The organism is Sphingobacterium sp. UBA3549 (assembly GCF_002376635.1).
Classification (GTDB): Bacteria; Bacteroidota; Bacteroidia; order Sphingobacteriales; family Sphingobacteriaceae; genus Sphingobacterium.
This window is the reverse complement of sequence record NZ_DFOE01000017.1, coordinates 161,862-180,920: the sequence shown is the minus strand read 5'-3', so window position 1 is coordinate 180,920 and position 19,059 is coordinate 161,862. Positions and strand designations below refer to the sequence as shown.

14 protein-coding genes are annotated in these 19,059 nt (G+C 41.9%); 4 read left to right on the top strand and 10 right to left on the bottom strand.

Annotated features, from left to right (window positions below):
* Positions 1-57 precede the first annotated feature (57 nt).
* The gene (locus B2W36_RS09485; RefSeq protein WP_293887593.1) at positions 58-4,902 is read left to right on the top strand and encodes a DNA repair ATPase; all 4,845 of its coding nucleotides are present in this window, start codon (positions 58-60) and stop codon (positions 4,900-4,902) included.
* A gap of 254 nt (positions 4,903-5,156) precedes the next feature.
* On the opposite strand, the gene B2W36_RS09480 is transcribed toward B2W36_RS09485, so the two are convergent.
* Positions 5,157-6,122 (bottom strand): hypothetical protein, encoded by a 966-nt coding sequence (locus tag B2W36_RS09480; RefSeq protein WP_293887592.1) that lies wholly within the window; start codon positions 6,120-6,122, stop codon positions 5,157-5,159.
* Positions 6,123-6,631: 509 nt separating this feature from the next.
* On the opposite strand from B2W36_RS09480, the gene B2W36_RS09475 reads away from it, so the two are divergent.
* The 3 genes from B2W36_RS09475 to B2W36_RS09465 are packed head-to-tail and all read left to right on the top strand — an operon-like array spanning position 6,632 to position 7,510.
* Complete coding sequence (locus B2W36_RS09475; RefSeq protein ID WP_293887591.1) at positions 6,632-6,832, top strand: DUF2683 family protein; 201 nt, start codon at positions 6,632-6,634, stop codon at positions 6,830-6,832.
* On the top strand, positions 6,829-7,101 hold the full coding sequence (locus B2W36_RS09470; protein WP_313447711.1) for a Txe/YoeB family addiction module toxin: 273 nt from the start codon (positions 6,829-6,831) through the stop codon (positions 7,099-7,101). Before B2W36_RS09475 ends, B2W36_RS09470 begins: the two co-directional genes overlap by 4 nt.
* A gap of 25 nt (positions 7,102-7,126) precedes the next feature.
* Positions 7,127-7,510, top strand: a complete 384-nt coding sequence (locus tag B2W36_RS09465; RefSeq protein ID WP_293887590.1) for a helix-turn-helix domain-containing protein — start codon at positions 7,127-7,129, stop codon at positions 7,508-7,510.
* A gap of 395 nt (positions 7,511-7,905) precedes the next feature.
* On the opposite strand, the gene B2W36_RS09460 is transcribed toward B2W36_RS09465, so the two are convergent.
* The 9 genes from B2W36_RS09460 to B2W36_RS09420 form a co-directional block, all read right to left on the bottom strand.
* Positions 7,906-9,612, bottom strand: a complete 1,707-nt coding sequence (locus B2W36_RS09460; RefSeq protein WP_293882053.1) for a bifunctional alpha/beta hydrolase/class I SAM-dependent methyltransferase — start codon at positions 9,610-9,612, stop codon at positions 7,906-7,908.
* Between the two features lie 106 nt (positions 9,613-9,718).
* The gene (locus tag B2W36_RS09455; RefSeq protein WP_293882055.1) at positions 9,719-11,044 is read right to left on the bottom strand and encodes a phosphatase PAP2 family protein; all 1,326 of its coding nucleotides are present in this window, start codon (positions 11,042-11,044) and stop codon (positions 9,719-9,721) included.
* Entirely contained in the window at positions 11,026-11,781 is a 756-nt protein-coding gene (locus B2W36_RS09450) for an SDR family NAD(P)-dependent oxidoreductase (protein WP_293887589.1), read from the bottom strand. The genes B2W36_RS09455 and B2W36_RS09450 overlap by 19 nt, the downstream gene beginning before the upstream one ends.
* Positions 11,782-11,863: 82 nt before the next feature.
* Positions 11,864-12,895, bottom strand: a complete 1,032-nt coding sequence (locus B2W36_RS09445) for a patatin-like phospholipase family protein (RefSeq protein ID WP_293887588.1) — start codon at positions 12,893-12,895, stop codon at positions 11,864-11,866.
* A gap of 70 nt (positions 12,896-12,965) precedes the next feature.
* Positions 12,966-13,811 (bottom strand): phosphatidate cytidylyltransferase, encoded by an 846-nt coding sequence (locus B2W36_RS09440; protein WP_293887587.1) that lies wholly within the window; start codon positions 13,809-13,811, stop codon positions 12,966-12,968.
* A complete protein-coding gene (locus tag B2W36_RS09435; RefSeq protein WP_293887586.1) occupies positions 13,804-14,409 on the bottom strand; it encodes a CDP-alcohol phosphatidyltransferase family protein in 606 nt (201 codons plus the stop codon). The genes B2W36_RS09440 and B2W36_RS09435 overlap by 8 nt, the downstream gene beginning before the upstream one ends.
* A gap of 163 nt (positions 14,410-14,572) precedes the next feature.
* Positions 14,573-16,057 (bottom strand): TPM domain-containing protein, encoded by a 1,485-nt coding sequence (locus B2W36_RS09430; protein WP_293887585.1) that lies wholly within the window; start codon positions 16,055-16,057, stop codon positions 14,573-14,575.
* A 125-nt stretch (positions 16,058-16,182) separates the two neighbouring features.
* A complete protein-coding gene (locus B2W36_RS09425) occupies positions 16,183-17,505 on the bottom strand; it encodes a gluconate:H+ symporter (protein ID WP_293882067.1) in 1,323 nt (440 codons plus the stop codon).
* A 16-nt stretch (positions 17,506-17,521) separates the two neighbouring features.
* The gene (locus B2W36_RS09420; RefSeq protein ID WP_293887584.1) at positions 17,522-19,033 is read right to left on the bottom strand and encodes a gluconokinase; all 1,512 of its coding nucleotides are present in this window, start codon (positions 19,031-19,033) and stop codon (positions 17,522-17,524) included.
* Between the last annotated feature and the right edge of the window lie 26 nt (positions 19,034-19,059).

The following is a 19,059-nucleotide window of genomic DNA, read 5'->3' as shown; positions in this document are numbered from 1 at the left end:
TCTCACACGCACTACATTGATTTTTTCACAGCAATACAGTAGAGAACTGTCCATTTTATGCCAGAAGAAAACGTAATAAATCAGAACGATAGCCTTGATCAAGGTGCATATGAGATTATCCGAAAACGACTTCTTACACAAAAAGAAGAACTTGCGACCAAGCTCCAACAGTTGAATGAAGCCCGTAAAGAAGTCTTCAATTCAACGAGCTTTGTCCTCAAGGCCAATCAACGGATCACCACAGAAAACAACTGTGTTGCCCGCGGCATTCTGGCGTTGGATAATCAATGTATTTTTGGGTATAATGTGCATTTCGGACTGCGTACCGAGATCAAGCTGGAAGATGTTTTCAGTGTTTACGCATTTGAGAATAATCAATTCATTCCGCAGGCCCTCGACCTGATCAACGATCAAAATTTCATCTCAGATTATCAAAATCTATATAAATACTATCGGGACTCCATATTCTCCAAATTTCGTAGGACGGAGAATTATTTGTACATGATCTTTCAGACCAGCAAAAATCCCGCTGACCTGAAAGCATTCAAATGGTTAATCAAAGATGGTCAGCTCCAATATCAGGATGACCGCAGCATTCACGAAGTCAAATTGCCCAATCAATTTGAATTTGACTGGACGAAAACCACGCTTGAAGACCGTCGGCTCGGTAAGCATCCCCATATATCGATTATGGATAAGATCTTTATCGAAGCAATCAATGGTGACATCACCTTCAAGATCGAAAACAACACAGACAGCGGCAAAGGGATCTATTCCGAAAAAGTGGTCAATGCAGACCAACAACTGGATGATGCAGATTATTACTATGCTGATCTTGGCAATCTTATCGCAGTTCGCATCAAGCCTTATCAGGAAGATTTTAGAGCCTTTGTCTATAACCAACGGACTAAGGAAGTTGTCAACCTCAAATCACTGAATGAATCCGCAATATTATTACCAGACAACCAAGGAATTATTTTCTCGAATGGATATTACTTACAAAATGGTACACATAAAGTTTTTGACGCCCAATTTGAACAGGTATCGTTTCTACGAAGGATAGCCTCTCCCAATGGTGAAGATTTTCTGTATATATTCTGTCAGGAAGAAACCAATACCTATATCCTACTGTCCTATAACATTATTCAGCAACATGTAGAAACTCCGATCATCTGTAATGGCTTCACACTGTTTAAAGATGGTAGTTTAATTTATTTCCGTACCGAGGCGGAAGCCACCAGGCATCATCAGGTGCAGATTTGGGAAACACCTTATATGGCCATGCTCAAAGAAAATGAGCAGAAGAAAGATGATCCCCTTTATAAAGTAGGCAATAAACAGATCGTGCAGGCGATGGCCGAGGCACAGGAGGTCATACAACTGATCAATAAAGAGGACAGTTACGAAGGTTTATACGAAGATATCCTCAAAAAGTCCACGGTTTTATTGGATTCCTATTTCTGGATCAAAGATGACGCTTTATCAAATCTTGGCAAGCCATTAACACAGATCAAGGAAGTCGCCAATACCGCTATTGATGAGTTCGTCAAAGTACAGGCGCAACGTAAACATGCCGCAGAATTAAATATCGCAGCAGAAAAGAAGATGGAAGAACTCACCTTCTCCATCAATAGTACCGTTGTAGACAAACTCGATCAGCTCGTTCATCAATTGGCCGATTCCCGTCGTCTTCAGGGTGAAATCATTGACCTTAAAAATGTAAAATATATTGATACGGTCAGGATAGATAGCCTATTGGAAAAACTGCAGGGCATCACCTCTGAGCTGGCCGAAAAAACCATTGCTTTTCTGCTACGTGATGAAGCGCTGCTTCCCTATGAACAGAAAGTAGAACAACAAAAGAAGAATGTGGAGGCCATAGTGAAGGTCTACGATGCCAAAGCGATTGAGGAAGCCAATTCGGCCATTTCAAGTGAACTGGAACTATTGATTGATATCCTCAATAGTCTAAGAATTGACGACTCCACGCAGACAACCAAAATCATTGAAAAGATTTCGGTTATCTTCTCCGCCTTAAATGAGGTTCGTGCACAGCTTACGCGAAAACTAAATTCATTAAAGAGTACAGAGGCAATAGCCGAATTCTCGGCACAGCTAACGCTGTTGGAGCAATCCGTGACCAACTACCTCGAACTGTCAACGACAACCGAAAAGGTAGACGAGTATTACACGAAAGTGATCGTTCAGCTGGAGGAACTTGAAAGCAAGTTTTCCGAATTTGAAGATTTTGCCCTCAAGATCGCGGACAAACGTGATGAGGTTATCAAAGCTTTTAATTCCCGCAGAGAACAAATCGTAGAACAGATCAACAAGCGTACGTCCTCGATCGAACAGATCGGTCTTCGTGTATTAAAGAACATTGAGAACAAATCCAAGACATTTGCAACGCGGGAAGAGATCCTCAGCTTCTTTGCCTCGGACCTGATGATCGACAAGATCAGACAGTTGGTACAGGAGCTAAAAACACTGCAGGATGTCTCAAAAGCAGAAAATCTTGAAAACCTATTAAAGAAATCACAGGAAGACGCTTTACGGGTTTTACGGGATAAGAATGACCTCTTTGTGGACGGCGAAAATATCATCGCACTGGGCAAGCATAAGTTTGCGGTCAACAACCAATCCCTTAGCCTCACCTTGCTGCGTAGAAATGACGAACTGTATTTCCACCTGACTGGGACAAGTTTCTATCAAAAGGTGCAGGCCGAGGAAATCAACAGTTTTCAGGACATCTGGGATCAGGAACTTGTCTCTGAAAATAAGGAAGTCTATCGTGCAGAATACCTTGCATACAAAGCTTTCGTTGCGTCGAAAGAACAACAAAATTTTGATGCGCCGTTGTTTATTACACAGACCGTGGAGCAAAGTTATTCGGAAGGTTATGTCAAAGGAGTTCACAATGTGGATGCACTGTTAATTTATGACACTATCAAACAGCTGGATACCAAATTGGATCTGCTTCGCTACGATCCCCTATTGCGTACGATGGCTCAGCTATTTTGGCAATCCCTTTCAGATGATCAACGGACAAAGCAGCGGGCACTGATACATTCTACCTACACGATATTAAAAACGTTTCCAACTTCAAATCGTTACCAGTCTGTCATTGATGAACTGACCAAGTTATTCAATGCATGGGAGACACATTTGGATCGCTCCAGCATTCATGGTCCTGACCTGGCTACTTACCTTTTTCAGACGTTTACGAGCTACAATACCTTTGTCGTCAGTGAACAGTCCGATGAACTGAAAAAGGCTTTTATTCGATTGCTGGAATCCAAGAAAAGTTACAAGCTTTTTGAAGCGGATATTCAGAACGAACAATTTAGCTTGGTAGATCGCTTTTACCTGACCCTAAACTGGCTCAACTCCTTCGTTGATGAGCATCCGGAATATCTTACACTACGCAAATATATTGAAGAAGCAGCGATCATGTTGCTATATCCGACCCATGAATATCACCTGATCATCGCAAAGGACCAGGCGCATATCAGCGGATTAAAAGGCAATCATGCGATCCTGAACAATGGAGAAGAACATATCCAATATCATGAATTTTTAGCACGTCTCGCGCAATTCAGTGCGTATAATGTACCTCGTTTTGTGGCTTTCTCCACATTGAAAGAGCAGCTTGCGAAGTCCTATGCCAAAGAACTAAAGATCGGTGAGTTTGAGCCCAAAGTACTGACTTCCTTTGTACGTAATAAGCTGATCAACGAAGTTTACTTTCCATTGATCGGAAATAACCTCGCGAAACAGCTGGGAGCTGCAGGTGACAACAAGCGTACGGCCCGTATGGGCATGCTTCTGTTGATCTCGCCTCCGGGTTACGGTAAGACCACCTTAATGGAATATCTTGCCAAAACTATGGGTTTGCATTTTGTCAAAATCAATGGCCCAACCATTGGTCATTCGATTACATCCATTGACCCGATTGAAGCGAAAACATCCGGAGAACGGGAAGAGCTCAAAAAGATCAATCTTGCATTTGAGATGGCTGACAATGTCATGCTATATTTGGACGATATCCAGCACTTAAATCCGGAGTTTTTACAGAAATTTATCTCTCTGGCCGATGGTCAACGTAAGATTGATGGTATTTTTGAGGGTGAGAGCAAGACCTACGACCTCCGTGGCAAGCGCTTCTGCATTGTGATGGCCGGAAACCCGTATACCGAGAGCGGCTCTAAGTTTCAGATTCCCGACATGCTTGCCAATCGGGCCGACGTGTACAATCTCGGCGATGTGATCGGTGATACCGAAGCATTATTCAACCTCAGTTTGATTGAAAATGCGGCGATTGAAAACAGTTACCTCGAGAAGATTGCAAGCAAGTCGTTTAATGACTTCTATGCCCTAGTCAACTATGCACAGTCTGTTATGGATCAATTGCCCAATTTAGAGGGAAACTATCTAAAACAGGATATTGATGACTTTATCGCTGTGCTACGGCATGTGCTAAAAATCAGAAATGTCGTAATCAAAGTGAATCAGAATTATATTCAGAGTGCAGCGATGCAGGATAACTACCGTACCGAACCGCCATTTAAAATGCAGGGATCGTATCGGAATATGAGCAAACTGGTTGCACAGGTGGTCCCTATGATGAATGAGCAAGAAATTGATCAGGTTCTTCTCGCACACTATGAGAGCGAATCGCAGACACTAACTGCGGACACTGAAAGTAACCTTCTAAAACTAAAAGAGCTTGCCGGACTACTGAACCCTGTCGAGCAGGAACGTTGGGAAGCCATCAAAGAAATCTTTCGCAAAAACAATAAACATGGAGGACTGGCCAAAGACGATAAAGTCTTCGGTCAGCTACTGGACTTCAATGAAAATCTGGAAGGTATTATTCAGGCAATTCGGGAGTATAAGAATTAAGGTTTTCTACTGCTATCCCAGCTGACTTTTCTAGTCCGTTCAGCCGGGATAGCAATGTTTTGATACGATTACTGTCAACTTTTTTAAAGTTTTAGCTAATTTAGGCCTGATTAATGATGATCTTTGATAGTATCAAATGATAGTATCATCATAATGAAACCACCGCATACTATTACAAATGAAACTTTAAAATTAATCACTCGCCTCAGGATATTTAGTATGATACTTTGTTTCCATAACTGTTTTAATTTCTATTATACCTTTTCCTCAGGATCAAATAATACGACCATCTTCTGCTCGAACGCGATCTTAGCGATTTCAAATAAACGTTCAAGTTCTGTGAGGTAAGAAACGTAGTGTTCCATTCCGACTATTTCTCCATCATGAGCTTCCAAATAATCACTTCCAAAACTTAGATAAACATCTGTATTTTTACTTAGCTGCCCTCTTAGTTGCGGCAGCACTCTTGCAGCCATTTCTTCGAGTTCTTTGCATGATCTATTCAAACTCGGAATATCGAATGATAGAGCCCAGATGACCATACGGTAGATTTGTTTTAAGCATGACAAAAAAAGAGTAAAAACCAAATCTGAAACAACATCTCCTTCACAAAGCAGGGCCTTACATTTCTTAAAAAAATGTTCTGTTATCTCAACCTGATTATTGAATTTAGACGAAAAATTATTTTGAAAATTTTTTAGAGAATCAGCTTCCAGTTCCTCCAAACGATATGGGCTTCCCGAAAACACCAAAAATTTAGATCGACAGTGCGAAACATTGTAAAAGTATCCATCTTTCATTTCTGCTTCCCATTCATCTCCCGAATGAATATTAAACACAACAGTACGCTGTTTCATACACACAAGCTCAAGAATACCTTTTACGATCGGTTCGTTCCGATCTAAATCATATTCCCAGCCATCAAGTATCAAAATAATCTCTACATAGGGCTTAACTTGGTATTTTTCAATAGCAGGGTGTGGTATCAAGAAAATCCGATTTGGCTCCAATACAGCAACTATTAAATCCAATAATGGTTTTAACGTTGAATACTCGCGATCAAGTTGGAGCAATCCGCCTATCTCACGCATCCAACGTTCAAATTCACCACTTCGCTCTCCGGGATGGAGATAGATATGATTTGTGGTGATTCTCTGATTTTGGCTTTTATTAACAGACCCGTGATAAATAGTCCCTACACTTCCATGTATGTCATCCATAATTTTAAAAATTTATATTGGTTTATAATTTTCTCTCCTTCGAAATATCACTAAGCAGGCTTGTGCCATGAAGCAAGATGCTAACTATTATTTTATATTTCAAAACAAAAATAATGATAATCTATACAATTGTAAAATTTTTAAATAAAATTCCGCAAAAACAATAAACATGGAGGACTGGCCAAAGACGATAAAGTCTTCGGTCAGCTACTGGACTTCAATGAAAATCTGGAAGGTATTATTCAGGCAATTCGGGAGTATAAGAACTAAAACCACATACCCGATCACTCTCCATTGACTTGAATAGAGTCAATGAGAGAATTTGAACTGCAGAATATCATAAGGTAATTGACCTGTAAATTGTTAGCATGTTTTAAAACTAGTATCTTTTTAAGAGTTTGACTAGCTGTAATTTTTTAACAAGTAGATCACGCTAGTTGGATAGCAGATTTATGCAAAGGATCTTTGGATAAATATTTAGCAGAAGAACGAACTTAAAGGACTTAATCATGGAAGCAATACTTTTACATCCGCAAAACAAAGAGCAACTTGAAGCAATCAAGGCAATTGCCAAAGCATTGAAAATGAAATTTGAGACTACCACTGTAGAAGGCAGTACCTATAATCCAGATTTTGTAAAAAAGATACAAAATGGCCGAGCTGATGTTAAGAACGGCAAAGGGACTAAAATCGGCATTGATGATCTATAGAAATAATTTATACTCCGCAAGCGGTAGAAGATTTAAAATTCTGGAAAAAATCAGGTAACAAAATAATCCAGAAGAAGATTCAAACTCTTATTCTTTCTATATTAGAAACACCATTTGAGGGTATAGGCAGACCAGAAGCGTTGAAATATGAATTATCCGGCTCGTGGTCACGAAGAATAGATCAGGAGAACAGACTTATCTATGAAGTATACGAAGAAAATGGAGAAACAATACTCGAAATACAGTCTCTTAAAGGCCATTATCTGTAGATAATAAACTCAGCGAAAATACTGGATGGAAGCAAAACTTATTAAAACTGAAGAAGATTATGCACAGGCTTTAGACCGCCTTGAAGTAATATTTGATGCTAAAATAGGTTCAAAAGAAGGAGATGAATTGGAAGTTTTGGGGCTTCTCATCGATAAATATGAGACCGAACATTTTCCTATTAATCTCCCTGATCCTGTTGAGGCCATCAAATTCAGAATGGAGCAACTAAATTTTACACAGAATGATCTTGCTGATGTTCTTGGTCAAAAAAGCCGTGCAAGTGAAATATTAAATCGAAAGCGGAAACTCTCTCTTGAGATCATTAGAAAACTTCACGAAAAACTCAATATCCCTACAGATGTACTTATACAAGTGTACTTATACAAGCATATTAGTAATTACTACTAGGCTATAAGCTTTTCAATCTTTTGAGCTAATTTTTGTTCTCTTCTCCGCTAAAGCTCTCTTCAAGATATTCTATTGTCTTCTCCAGCTCGTTTAACATATTTGGAGTATATAGATATTACAACTACTTTTCGTAGATCTTTCGAGCTGAAAAGTGGAATAAAGTCTTTTTGTCAAACGGATTGGATCTGCATTTCTGAGCAATGGAAGCAGAAAATGGGTTATTTTGCGTAGACAAGGGGGTCAACTTGCGCCAAATCCATAGCTTAAACACTATCTATTTAGCACACCCCCTATGCTGTTCATTTCATACGTACAATCCTATTAACCAAGAACATGAAAATAATTTAACAGCTTACCTGGTTACGATTCTATATACAGATCTTTCGGAAATACGATTATCCGGCTTTCACAGTCCCCGAAGAAACGGTAAATATCCCGTAATCGTCAATAAGCATCCGCTCCTTGTGCACACCATTGTAAGCCATAATCCGATCCAATTCTTTCTGGGACCGTCGGCGCATGACCCAGTCTTTCTTCTGATGACTATTCAGCACATAAGCGATCATTTTCAACTGTGGATGCCATGGCTGTCCGGTATAGACCAGATGGCTGTTTTCCTCACAAATGGAAGTCGCGCCATGTACAGCCCTGCTCGCCATTTCATTGTTACCAAACAATTCGAAAATACCCGAGATCACCACAATATTAGGGACAAAATCCAGTTTTGCGTAAGTCTCCGGATCAAAACAGTCGTAATTGCTGAAACGTATTCCGTGGAGCCCTTTCCTCTTAATGATTTTCTCACCGACTGCAATATTTGACAACATAAACTCATTGATCACGATCTCCACTTCTGGGTATTTTTCTTTGATATCAAACAAATAATTTCCGGTACCGCCAGCAATATCCAGAATTTTCACAGGTCGGCCTGTAGACTTGACCTGCTCAATGTTCTCTTCTAATAGACGTAATAGATGCTGTTTGCGTAAACGTATTCCTTTCCATCCAATCGCCTCCAAGTACCCTTTATCGATGATTTTACCTAGTCCCAACCTACCCTTTGGCTCGTTGCGATAAACGTAATCCAATGAAATTCCTGAATCAAAGCCAAATTGAAGACCTAAGTTCATCCCATGACTCAATGATCCGATCTTGCCTAAAGTCCATTTTTGGAAAGCATAGTTTAGCTTCTCAGCCGCAGGCATCACCTTATGATACAATTTCTCATATTCCTTTACGGAAAATTCGTCGGGCTCAAGCCCCTGTTCAGGCTTTTGCCTTGCATAGGCTTTCGTAATAAAATCTTTTAAATAGGTATAGACTTTCTGTCTGTTGGATTCAAACAGGATACCATGATAAAAATTGCGCAGGGTAATAAATGTCTTCAGCTTGGAAGCAATGGACACGAAGAATTGCTTTTGCACTGAGTTTTTGACCACATAGTCCTTTTCGGCGGATAGTACAATCACGGGAATATCGATTGCAGCCGCATCATCGACAATACGCACACCCGCTTTCAATAGGTCGACCAATAAGGCGCCATTAATGGATTTTGAGATCAGGGGATCAGCATCATAAGCCTGTTGTTGCTCAATATCATGGGTCAGTACTTTCGCCTTAACATAGCTTTGGATAACGAGATCCTTTTTCAGCTTGGTTCCAAGTGCAATCATTTGGCTGGCTAATGGTACATACAGTTTAATCTCAAAGGCAGGGGCCAATAAAGCCATACCTGCGATCGGAGGGGCAAAATCATGTACCCAAGCACTTACAATGACCCCAGCAATACTATTGGCGATGACAAAGACGTCCTCGGTGTCAACTGCATATTCGGTACGCATATAGGAGACAAAATAATCCAGATCGCGCACATTATCCATGAATACTGATGATACGGGCACTTTAGTATGGCCATGGCCCCGCAAATCAAATGCAAAGATGGAATAATCGGCAAACTGCGGATCGGTCGCCATCTCCTGCAGGCGTTCTGAATGTTCATGCCCACGGTGCAATACAACTAAAGCTTTTTGGCCCTCTTGATAATTCCAAACACGATATAGCAGTTCCCCCTGATCGAAACTCTTAAAATAACCTGATTTCATCTTTTTATAATTTATCCCATCTATACAATGGCGTATGTAAGTATGTAATTTCCGTATCTATTCAGCTGTGACTACTAAAAACAAAGATCAAGCCACCATTTTTTGATCAGGATCGGCCAGCGACTATAATTTTCATCAACTGGATCGCATGACTTCGCAGTACCATATGCCTATTGATCGACTTCACGTGATCTATAGCATTATTTAAGTCTAAAGATAAAAATTCCCGCGTCATAAGAATAGCAAAAATCATACTTCTACTATATCCCATGGTACAATGAATGACCATATTTTCATGCGCATTCAAGTTCCGGTAAGCAGATAGCATTGCGTCTATGATCACATGGACATCTTCCACATCGACCTCCGCAACATCCAGTAAAGGAAAAGAATAATATTTTCCCATGGCACCTAAGAGTTTTACCTCCTGCAGTTCAGCTGCGAGGTCAAAAACAACCAGATCGCGACCTAGTCCCAAGTATACAAGCTCCGAATCACTCAATCTTGGTCCCACGTAACAGCGCGGAAGTAACTCCATCAGCGGCGGATTATTTCTCTTTCTAAAAAAACGCCACATCAACCAGTAAGCAAATTGGTAAGGAGCATAAAATACTTTCTTTATCAGCGGTATTCGACCCTGATGACCCTTTAAAAACCCCGTATTATTGCGCAGGTAACTGTAACCTACCGCAAAGCAGACAAAAGCTATCCAAGCAAAAACAATCAAGGGCAACACATATGCCTCGCAGAGGAGTGCTAGCAGCGTGAATATCCACCCGACGAGGTAATAACTATTCGCTATAGACACCCTTTGTGCCGATTGTTCAATGGCATTCGGGAAGAGGATAAAACTGAACTGAACCAGTATACAAGCTGTCAATAGGTCGATCACGTGGTGCTGATATACAGTCAATGTCCCTAAGCCCATCATCAGTATCCAGATGCCCAAGATTATTTTCTTCCATCCGTTGAACCTCCGGCGCAGCACCGACCAAAAAAGACAGGCATAAGCGACATGAAGGGAGGGTGCCTGATTGAAAGGCGAATCATGTTCCGTTAAGAAGGAAAAGAAAATTGCAAATAAAGGATTTTCGACCTGCGACCGGTCAAAAGAAAACCGCAGCGGAACGAGAAGAAAACATAGAGCTGCAATCAAGGTGACAAACGTAAATCGCTTTGCATAGCACAGAAGTTCCTTCTTTTCCCCACAGTAAAAGGGCACAATGCAAAAAAAAAGTCCACTGCTCATATAAGGCAAAATCATCCATGGAATGAACGGAATATGCTGTTCAAAGTCGAATACAAAAGAAGGGACCGCAGCTAAACCAGACGCGTAGGCTGCTGTAAAGGGATAGGTAAATTGAAAAAGCAACAGGCAATAGATGGCAACAAAGAGCTGCCCTCCTACTTTATTTAATCGTTTTTCATCCATTTGGCTTTCCTAAACATGATTTTACTTAATAATACATGGGGGATAAGGCCTAAAAATCCCATCAGCCATTTCATACGCTTCGGAAAAATCACGATTTCTTTCTTTTGCTGTATCGCTTTTAAGATGCGCTGCGTGGCATCATCTACATCGATCAAAAAGGGCTTTTTGGAGAGATCCTGCTGGTTAAGCTGACGGAGCTTGGCTGTATCCACATACCCTGGTGCGATGACTGTCACTGCAATCCCAAGCGGAAGCAATGCCCTCCGATAAGCATCAGCCACTTGGATTGCGGCTCGTTTTGTTTTGCTGTACAAACTGGAATTCGGAAAATCTAAAGTTCCCGAGACGGATGCTATTGTTGCAATTTGCCCCTTTGATTGTCCACGCATGACTTCGCGGGCGACTTCAAAACAGTTTAAGGTACCCAACATATTGACTCGGAGCATAGCACTTGCCTCCACATAACTGATGCACTGTGCTACATCATCGGCATAGCTTCCTGTACAATTGATAAAAAGATCCAATGTTTCATGATGACAGAAAGAATCAACAGCAGCAGCCAAAGCATCCCGATCACATACATCTGCTTTAAACTTGACGAGCGCATCGTATGCTGGCTGATTAGTCAGCCTTGAAAGGTCCCGGCCACATACGGCAACTTCCGCCGCCTGTTGGAGGTAGCTTTTTGCTAATGCTAGACCTATTCCACTTGTTCCACCTGCGATAAATACCTTCATATTAAAAGAATGATCAAATCATATACTATTTCCACCTCTTCAGAACCTCCCCCGAATTCCACTTATTCCAATCCGTCGTGCCTTAGCCCATCCCCAGTTCCATCGTCTTGCTATATCCATAATTCCACTGTGTTTCCATAGCAGCCGCAAATTCATCCAGACTGGTCGGCAGGGACAATGTTATTTCAAATTTACGCCAATCTATACCTTTTCTGCAATAGCTTCCTACCAGCTGTTCCGCAGCATCCCTTGTATCAATCCATCGGATTTCCCGAAATTGCTGATTAATATCCCTCAGACGTTGATTCCCACTGAAGCCTAATACAGCTCTGACCAATCCTTCTTCCTGCAATTTGTATAGCTGCTTCCGTTCACCGATCACTTCTGTCGCCAAAGACTGCGCGAGCTCCACAGGCACCAGATCAATGGCTCCGCCGGCATAATACTCCCCATTCCGCTCTATTGGCTCAATATAAAACATATCGGACATCGAAATACGAACAGCCTCCAACAATGTTACCGTTCTATTGATCACTGTCGTTGGAGCAACAGCACTTTGTGCATAGTTTACACCTTGGAGTTGAATACCATCCAGATTTACGTTCGACAGGGCAGTTGCATTCCCCATCAGGACTTTCTGATAGAGCTTACGTTCGCCACGTCTCTCCCCAACTTCCGAACGGTCAAAAAGCATTCTCGAACCAATAATAATTGAGGGTATTTCCTGCGAAAATGGGCGGTTCAAAGTCGGTAATAAGGGGGAAAGATCATGTTCCATCTTGACCAGGTAGCGATCAAAGACATCTTCCAGATAAGGAGCCGATCGTTTATCCCATTGCTTTTTCAATACATATAAACCAAGTTTGCCCAGATGGCGCTGCTCCGTAAGCTGATGTCCACAGAAGAAGCGGTAAAACTCTTCGGACTGGAGATAGGATCTCCGTTCTGCATCCCTTGCAAAAGCCTGAATAATCGCAGCAGCCAATGATCCACCGCAGGTAGCTATCAGTAAATCCGGTTTTAACCCCAGTTCGCCCAACGCCGCATACATTCCTAGGTACAAGCCAAAACGAGTACCACCACCTGAAAATAAAACTGCCCGTTGATAATTCATTTCGCGATATATTAGATGTGCGTGTATCCTTTTACAAGGTCAAGACCTAATCCCAATTTTTTAGTCACCATTACAAATTCGTCATTTCTATCAAACAAATCAAACCATAGAAAACAGGCGCATTAAAAAGTAGGCTATCTATCCGATCCAACAATCCACCATGTCCGGGGATTAATGTTCCCGTATCCTTGACTCCCGTCCTACGTTTCAAAAAGGAAAAAAGCACATCACCGAAAAAGCCTAAAACACCAAAGAGTAGACCTAACAAAGAAAAGCAGATAAAATCTCCGAAGGGTAATAACAAATAGCCCAAGATATTACTCAGAATTATCGTCACTCCGATACCGCCGATACATCCGACAACAGTTTTATTTGGGCTGATGCGCGGAACGATCTTTCGCTTACCAAAGAATTTGCCCATGAGGTATTGGAATACATCATTCAGTTCCGTTAAAACGATGATATAGGCCAAAAGCTGCAATCCCATCCACTCATTCTGATGAATTTCTACTGCCCGGATAAAAGCCAGCTGGCTGAATGCAAGTAGGCAAGCAGCCGCTCCAAAGGTCATTCCGATAACAACATCCATCGTTGCTTTCTGCCCCAACCTGAAAAACAGCCCAATCCCTATGCACAATAGTGTCGCCCATAATAGGTAGCCGCTGTATGAACAGTACAGTAAAAGGATCAGCTGCAATAGGCCTGTTGCAACAGCAAAGACCAATACAAGATTAAAATTTGGCACAAACATCTTCATAAATTCGCGCATGCCCTGAAACGTCAGCCAGGAAACAAACAGTAAAGATGTCGTTTGGGAAACGAAAGCAATCGCCAGTACAAGCACAATATAGCCCCAGCTTCTTACCCGGATAGGTACGTCAGCAAACTTGTCCTTCGGATTGGATAACTCACTCATGGACCACCAATGCCTTTCTCAATCGCGTTATCGAACTCAAGACCAACAATAAACATAGCACAGCAAAAATATAGACCGAAATAGTCGTTATTGAGATCTGCAACAAGTTCAAAATACCATATAACCCCAACAGCAGTGCACGGTCACTTTTCCCCATGGGCCCGTCATAACGACGGTCATTGGCAACCACTTTTCCAATTAGACCACAGAATTCATTGATCACGCTCAGCATAATAAAGCATACAACCAGGTATAAACTCTCGGGATGAAATTTCAGCAAGGGGAAAAAGATCAGGACATCGGAGACAATATCGCCCACCTCGTTCAGAACTTCACCTGTTTTACTCGTCTGATTGAAAAGACGGGCCATCATACCGTCCAATGCATTCAACGCCATTCGAAACAATAATCCGACTGGCAATGCCAAAAAGAAAACCGGGAAACGATCGGCATACCAAAACAGCAGCGCTATAAGTATAGACAGTGCGATCGACCCGATCGTAATTTGATTTGCGGTCACCTTTTTTCGATGCAAATAGTTCAAAATCGGCATCAACAACTGCTGAAATTTTGGTTTTAATTTATAAACAGAAATCATAGTGTACGAGCTATAGCTCTCTTTTTTATTTTTTTTTAAAAAAAATTTGCATAGTGTAATAAATACACTATATTTGTGTCATCATAATTTAGGTTTATAATTGGTTATTTAAGGTTTTCATTCTCCCCGTTTGAAAACCTTTTTTTTGTCCTTAAATTATGGATTACCATCGTCCGCCGGCACCTCCGCCGCCAGAAGATCCACCGCCAAAGCTACCGCCACCACCGCTACTACTAGATCCACCGCCAGAACTGCTTGATGTAGACCGCACCTTCACAGGAATTGAATGCTCCCCATGAGATACACGATGTCCACAATTCTTACAGAGGTCAAAACGTTCTTCTAGCCCTTGTGAACTATATGTTGCGGCTCGGATCGTTTTAGTACGCCCTGTTTCAAAGGTTCTATAATGGCATGCAGGACAATCGACAAAGCCAGCATTTTCATCCCATGGAACCAGCTTGATTTCATTGCTTGTCTGGTTTATCCAGATCTCGTAAGATCGACTGCCAATTTTCTCTTCCAAAAGCTGGCCAGCATCCAGATATGCGCTTTCTCGCGTAGATACATCATCCTTATTCATCCGTAACCAACGTCCTGAATTATCAGGCGGGGCCAGCCGCAGTTCATTTTTCCGAATCCGTTTATTCAATCCAATAAGATCAAATAAGGCCAATGGACTAAGCAATAGTGGTACAAGTCCCCACACACGAAATTTACGTAAGGCCCGCTGAATATTCTCCTCATCGCGATAGGAGTTAACAATCTGTGTGCGGCTAGCATTATATTTCATCGCCAAAGTGATGCTGCCAAATACAAATATAAAATAGGGTAAATTTTTCCACTGATAAACCACCTCAAAATTGTTTAAGGCAAAGGCACAGATAAACACACTGATAAACATTAGTATCCCCATACAGCCACATCCGCTTACCAAAGGTGGAAAATACTTACTCTTTTTCGTCAGCTGCCCCTTTATTGCTCTAGTCACCTCACCCAGCCAGATATAACATATTGCAAACAAGCCCAAGACCAAAAGAGAGTTGCGCAGGATAGGACTTTTAAAGCTCCAAACAGGTATCGCTTCCGGCATTAAGCGCTCCAGTTCAGCCTTGCTGTCTGCGGAAGTCAGTATTGTTTTTATAAAACCCGAAGCTTCTAAAACACCGCGGTCATAATCTTCATTTCGGAAGTTGGGTACGAGATACTTCTCTCCTATACGTTTAAGATAAGCATCTGGCAAGATACTCTCCATACCATATCCAGTAATAAAGCGGTATTCATGCCTCTCTTTTGCAATAAACAATAAAAGCCCATTGTTGCTTTCTTTCTTACCGATACCCCATGTATTGAATAATTTTAAAGCAAATTCAAAATCACTGTCACCCATATAATTGTTAACAACAACGATGGCAAATTCACTTTTTGTAGCGGCCTCAATCTGTGACGACAAACCATCTAACTCAGACACAGCACCCGAAGATAGAATCCCATCGGGATTGGACACAAAATAATCCTGCCCCTTTATTTTTGGATTGGGCAAATTATCTACTGTATAAGCAGTAGATTGTCCAAAAGATGTTAGTCCAGTTAGGAAAGTTCCCAACCACAACAAAAAAAAGATATAAAATCGATGTAACTTCAGCATAATTTTAGAACAGCAAAATTCGGTTCATTTTCACGATATTAAGAAAAAAAAATTTATGTTGTTTATTTAAAGGGCGATGCCTAGAAAAAGGGTGAAAGTATCCGTATGAAACTATTTCATCGCTGTCAATGACCAAGCCAGTGTAAAATCAAGACACCGATCAATCCAACAACAGAGACGAGCGTTTCCATCACAGTCCATGAGCGAAACGTATCCTTCATGCTCACTCCAAAATAAGATTTAAACATCCAAAATCCCGGATCGTTGACGTGCGAGAACATGAGACTACCCGCTCCCGTCGCTAGCACCATTAATTCGGGAGTAACATCGCCTGCCTGCACAATGGGAAGCATAATGCCCGCCGCCGTTAGCCCAGCAACACTAGCCGAACCAATCACTAGACGGATGATACCAGCTATCAACCATGCAAGCACAAGAGGTGACAAGCTCAGGTCTGCGGTTAGGTCAGCGATGTAGTTCGCTACACCACTATCTACCAAAATTTGCTTGAAGGCGCCTGATGCTGCAATGATAAAAAGGATCATCATGATCCCGCGGATTGCTTCTTCCACACTTGCGGACTGGTCCCGCAAACTTTTGCCTTGACGAATACCCATGGTGTACATCGCCATTAGCGATGCGATCATTAAAGCCACCACTGGGTCACCCAAGAAACGTAGTGCCGTCAACCAAGAAGAACCTGCTGGAAATATGAGATGTGAAAATGAACCAAAAGCAATTAAAACTATTGGAAAAAGACCCGTAAATATGCTAATTGCAAATCCGGGGAGCTCTTTTCTATCTGCGTTATTCTGTTCAGGAAAAAACTCGGTCGGTGGGTTGGTCGGAATGTGCTTAAGCATCCTGCCAAAGAGTGGTCCTCCGATAATTATGGCAGGAATGGCCACAACAATGCCATAGGCCATCGTCAACCCGATATCCGCATTGTAAGTAACCGCTATGGCTGTAGCTCCCGGATGTGGCGGCAAATACCCGTGCGTCACGGAAAGCGCTGCGAGCAGCGGAATAGCGACATAAAGTAAAGGCATTTTATTGGAAGCACATACCATGAAAACAAACGGAACCAAAACGATAAAACCGACATTGTAAAATAAGGGAATCCCTACTAAAAAGCCCGTGAGAACCATTGCCCACGGTAAGTTCTTTCTCCCAAACACAGCCGTTAATACCGTTGTAATCTTCTCTGCAGCACCACCCTCCGCCATCAATTTCCCGAGTAAAGACCCGAAAGCCAACAAAAGTGCCAACTGGCCCATGGTACTGCTCACTCCGGTTTCAACAGATTTAAGGATATCGACAGCACTCATATTCATAGCAAAACCGACCGCAACAGAAGTTATCAGTAATGAAAAGATCGTGTTTAATCTGACGACAGTAACTAAGAGAAGTAATAAAGCTACTCCCAAAATAACGATGATTAGCGGCATAATAATTTATATCTAGTTAAAACTCACCTTCCAATATATGGTACAGGCGTTCAAATTTCTGGAAGTTTTTCATATATACGGCGTGATTCTCCTCACTCGGTCTATAATAGTGTTCGGGATCTAGCTTTCCTTGCGCTTGTTTGCTTTTTATAGTGGGCTCACCTCCCTGTATACCCAATGCTTCCAAGCCGATCAATGCTGCTCCCCATGCAGAGCTTTCTACTGTATTTTTGGTGAATACAGGTTTATTGAAAATGTCTGCAAGCATCTGCACCAACAATGATGAACGCGCCAGGCCGCCACTTGCGAAAAGCGTATGAATTGGCCCGGTGTTCTCCTCTAATGCGATTCCTACACTGTAAATTGCAAACAACATCCCTTCCATCATGGCACGTGCGAAGTGTGCCCTGCCGTGATGCAACTGTATTCCAAAATAAACGCCCTTTGCATTGGAATTCCAATGTGGTGCCCGTTCACCAGTGAGATAGGGCAAGAATATCAAGCCCTCTGCCCCGGGAACGACGGAGTCGATCAAAACATCTAACGACGCGGAAGGATCTCCATCTGCTTCCATTTGAATAAATTCGCGTAAAAAGTTGTCTCGAAACCAGTTGCGTAATATACCGCCATTGTTGACCGCGCCACCAATTATATATTCATTTGGTCTCAGTAGGTATGTAAATAGCCTTTGCTTTTTTTCTTGATTTGCCTGCGAACTCGCTACGCGAATAGCTCCACTCGTACCGATAGTTACCGAAGCCACTCCAGGACGTATAGCTCCTACACCGAGATTAGCCAAACAACCATCGCTACCACCTATCACAAAAGGGGTATTTTCAGGGATGTGCATCAAGGCCGCAATCTCTCGGTTAGGCATATTTAAAACATGATCGACCGGAACTGGAGATGCTAATTGCTCTTCCGATATGCCGGCCAACCTTAACGCCTGATCAGACCATGTTAATTGATGTATGTCGAAAAGCCCTGTTGCAGACGCAATGGAATGATCGACCACATAAACGCCAAAGAGCCGGTAAAAAAGAAATTCTTTGATACCGATAAACTTGTGCGACTGAGCAAATAATTTTTGATCGTTGGACTTCATCCACATTAATTTGCAAAGCAAAGACATGGGATGTATTGGCGTTCCTGTCCGCTGATAAAGCAGTCGGCCCACCTCACTCGTCTCTAAGGCAACCGCGATATCCTCGCTTCTGCGATCTGCCCATATCATGCAATTGCTAAGTGGATTCCCTGTCGCGTCAACAGCGATCAGCCCGTGCATAGCACTACTCACCGCAATGCACACAGGTTTCGGTATCTCAGCAATAGATCGCTTTAGGCTAATCATGACATACCTAATAGAATCAATACATGCGTCATAAACAATCTCTGGATCTTGCTCATACCAGCCTTCCGACGGATTTAATATGGGATAAGATATACTATGCTGTGACAAGATGTTCCCCGCGTAGTCAAATGCAACAGCTTTCGCAGATGATGTACCAATGTCTAATCCAATAATCATAAATAAAATTGATGTTTAGGAGAGTT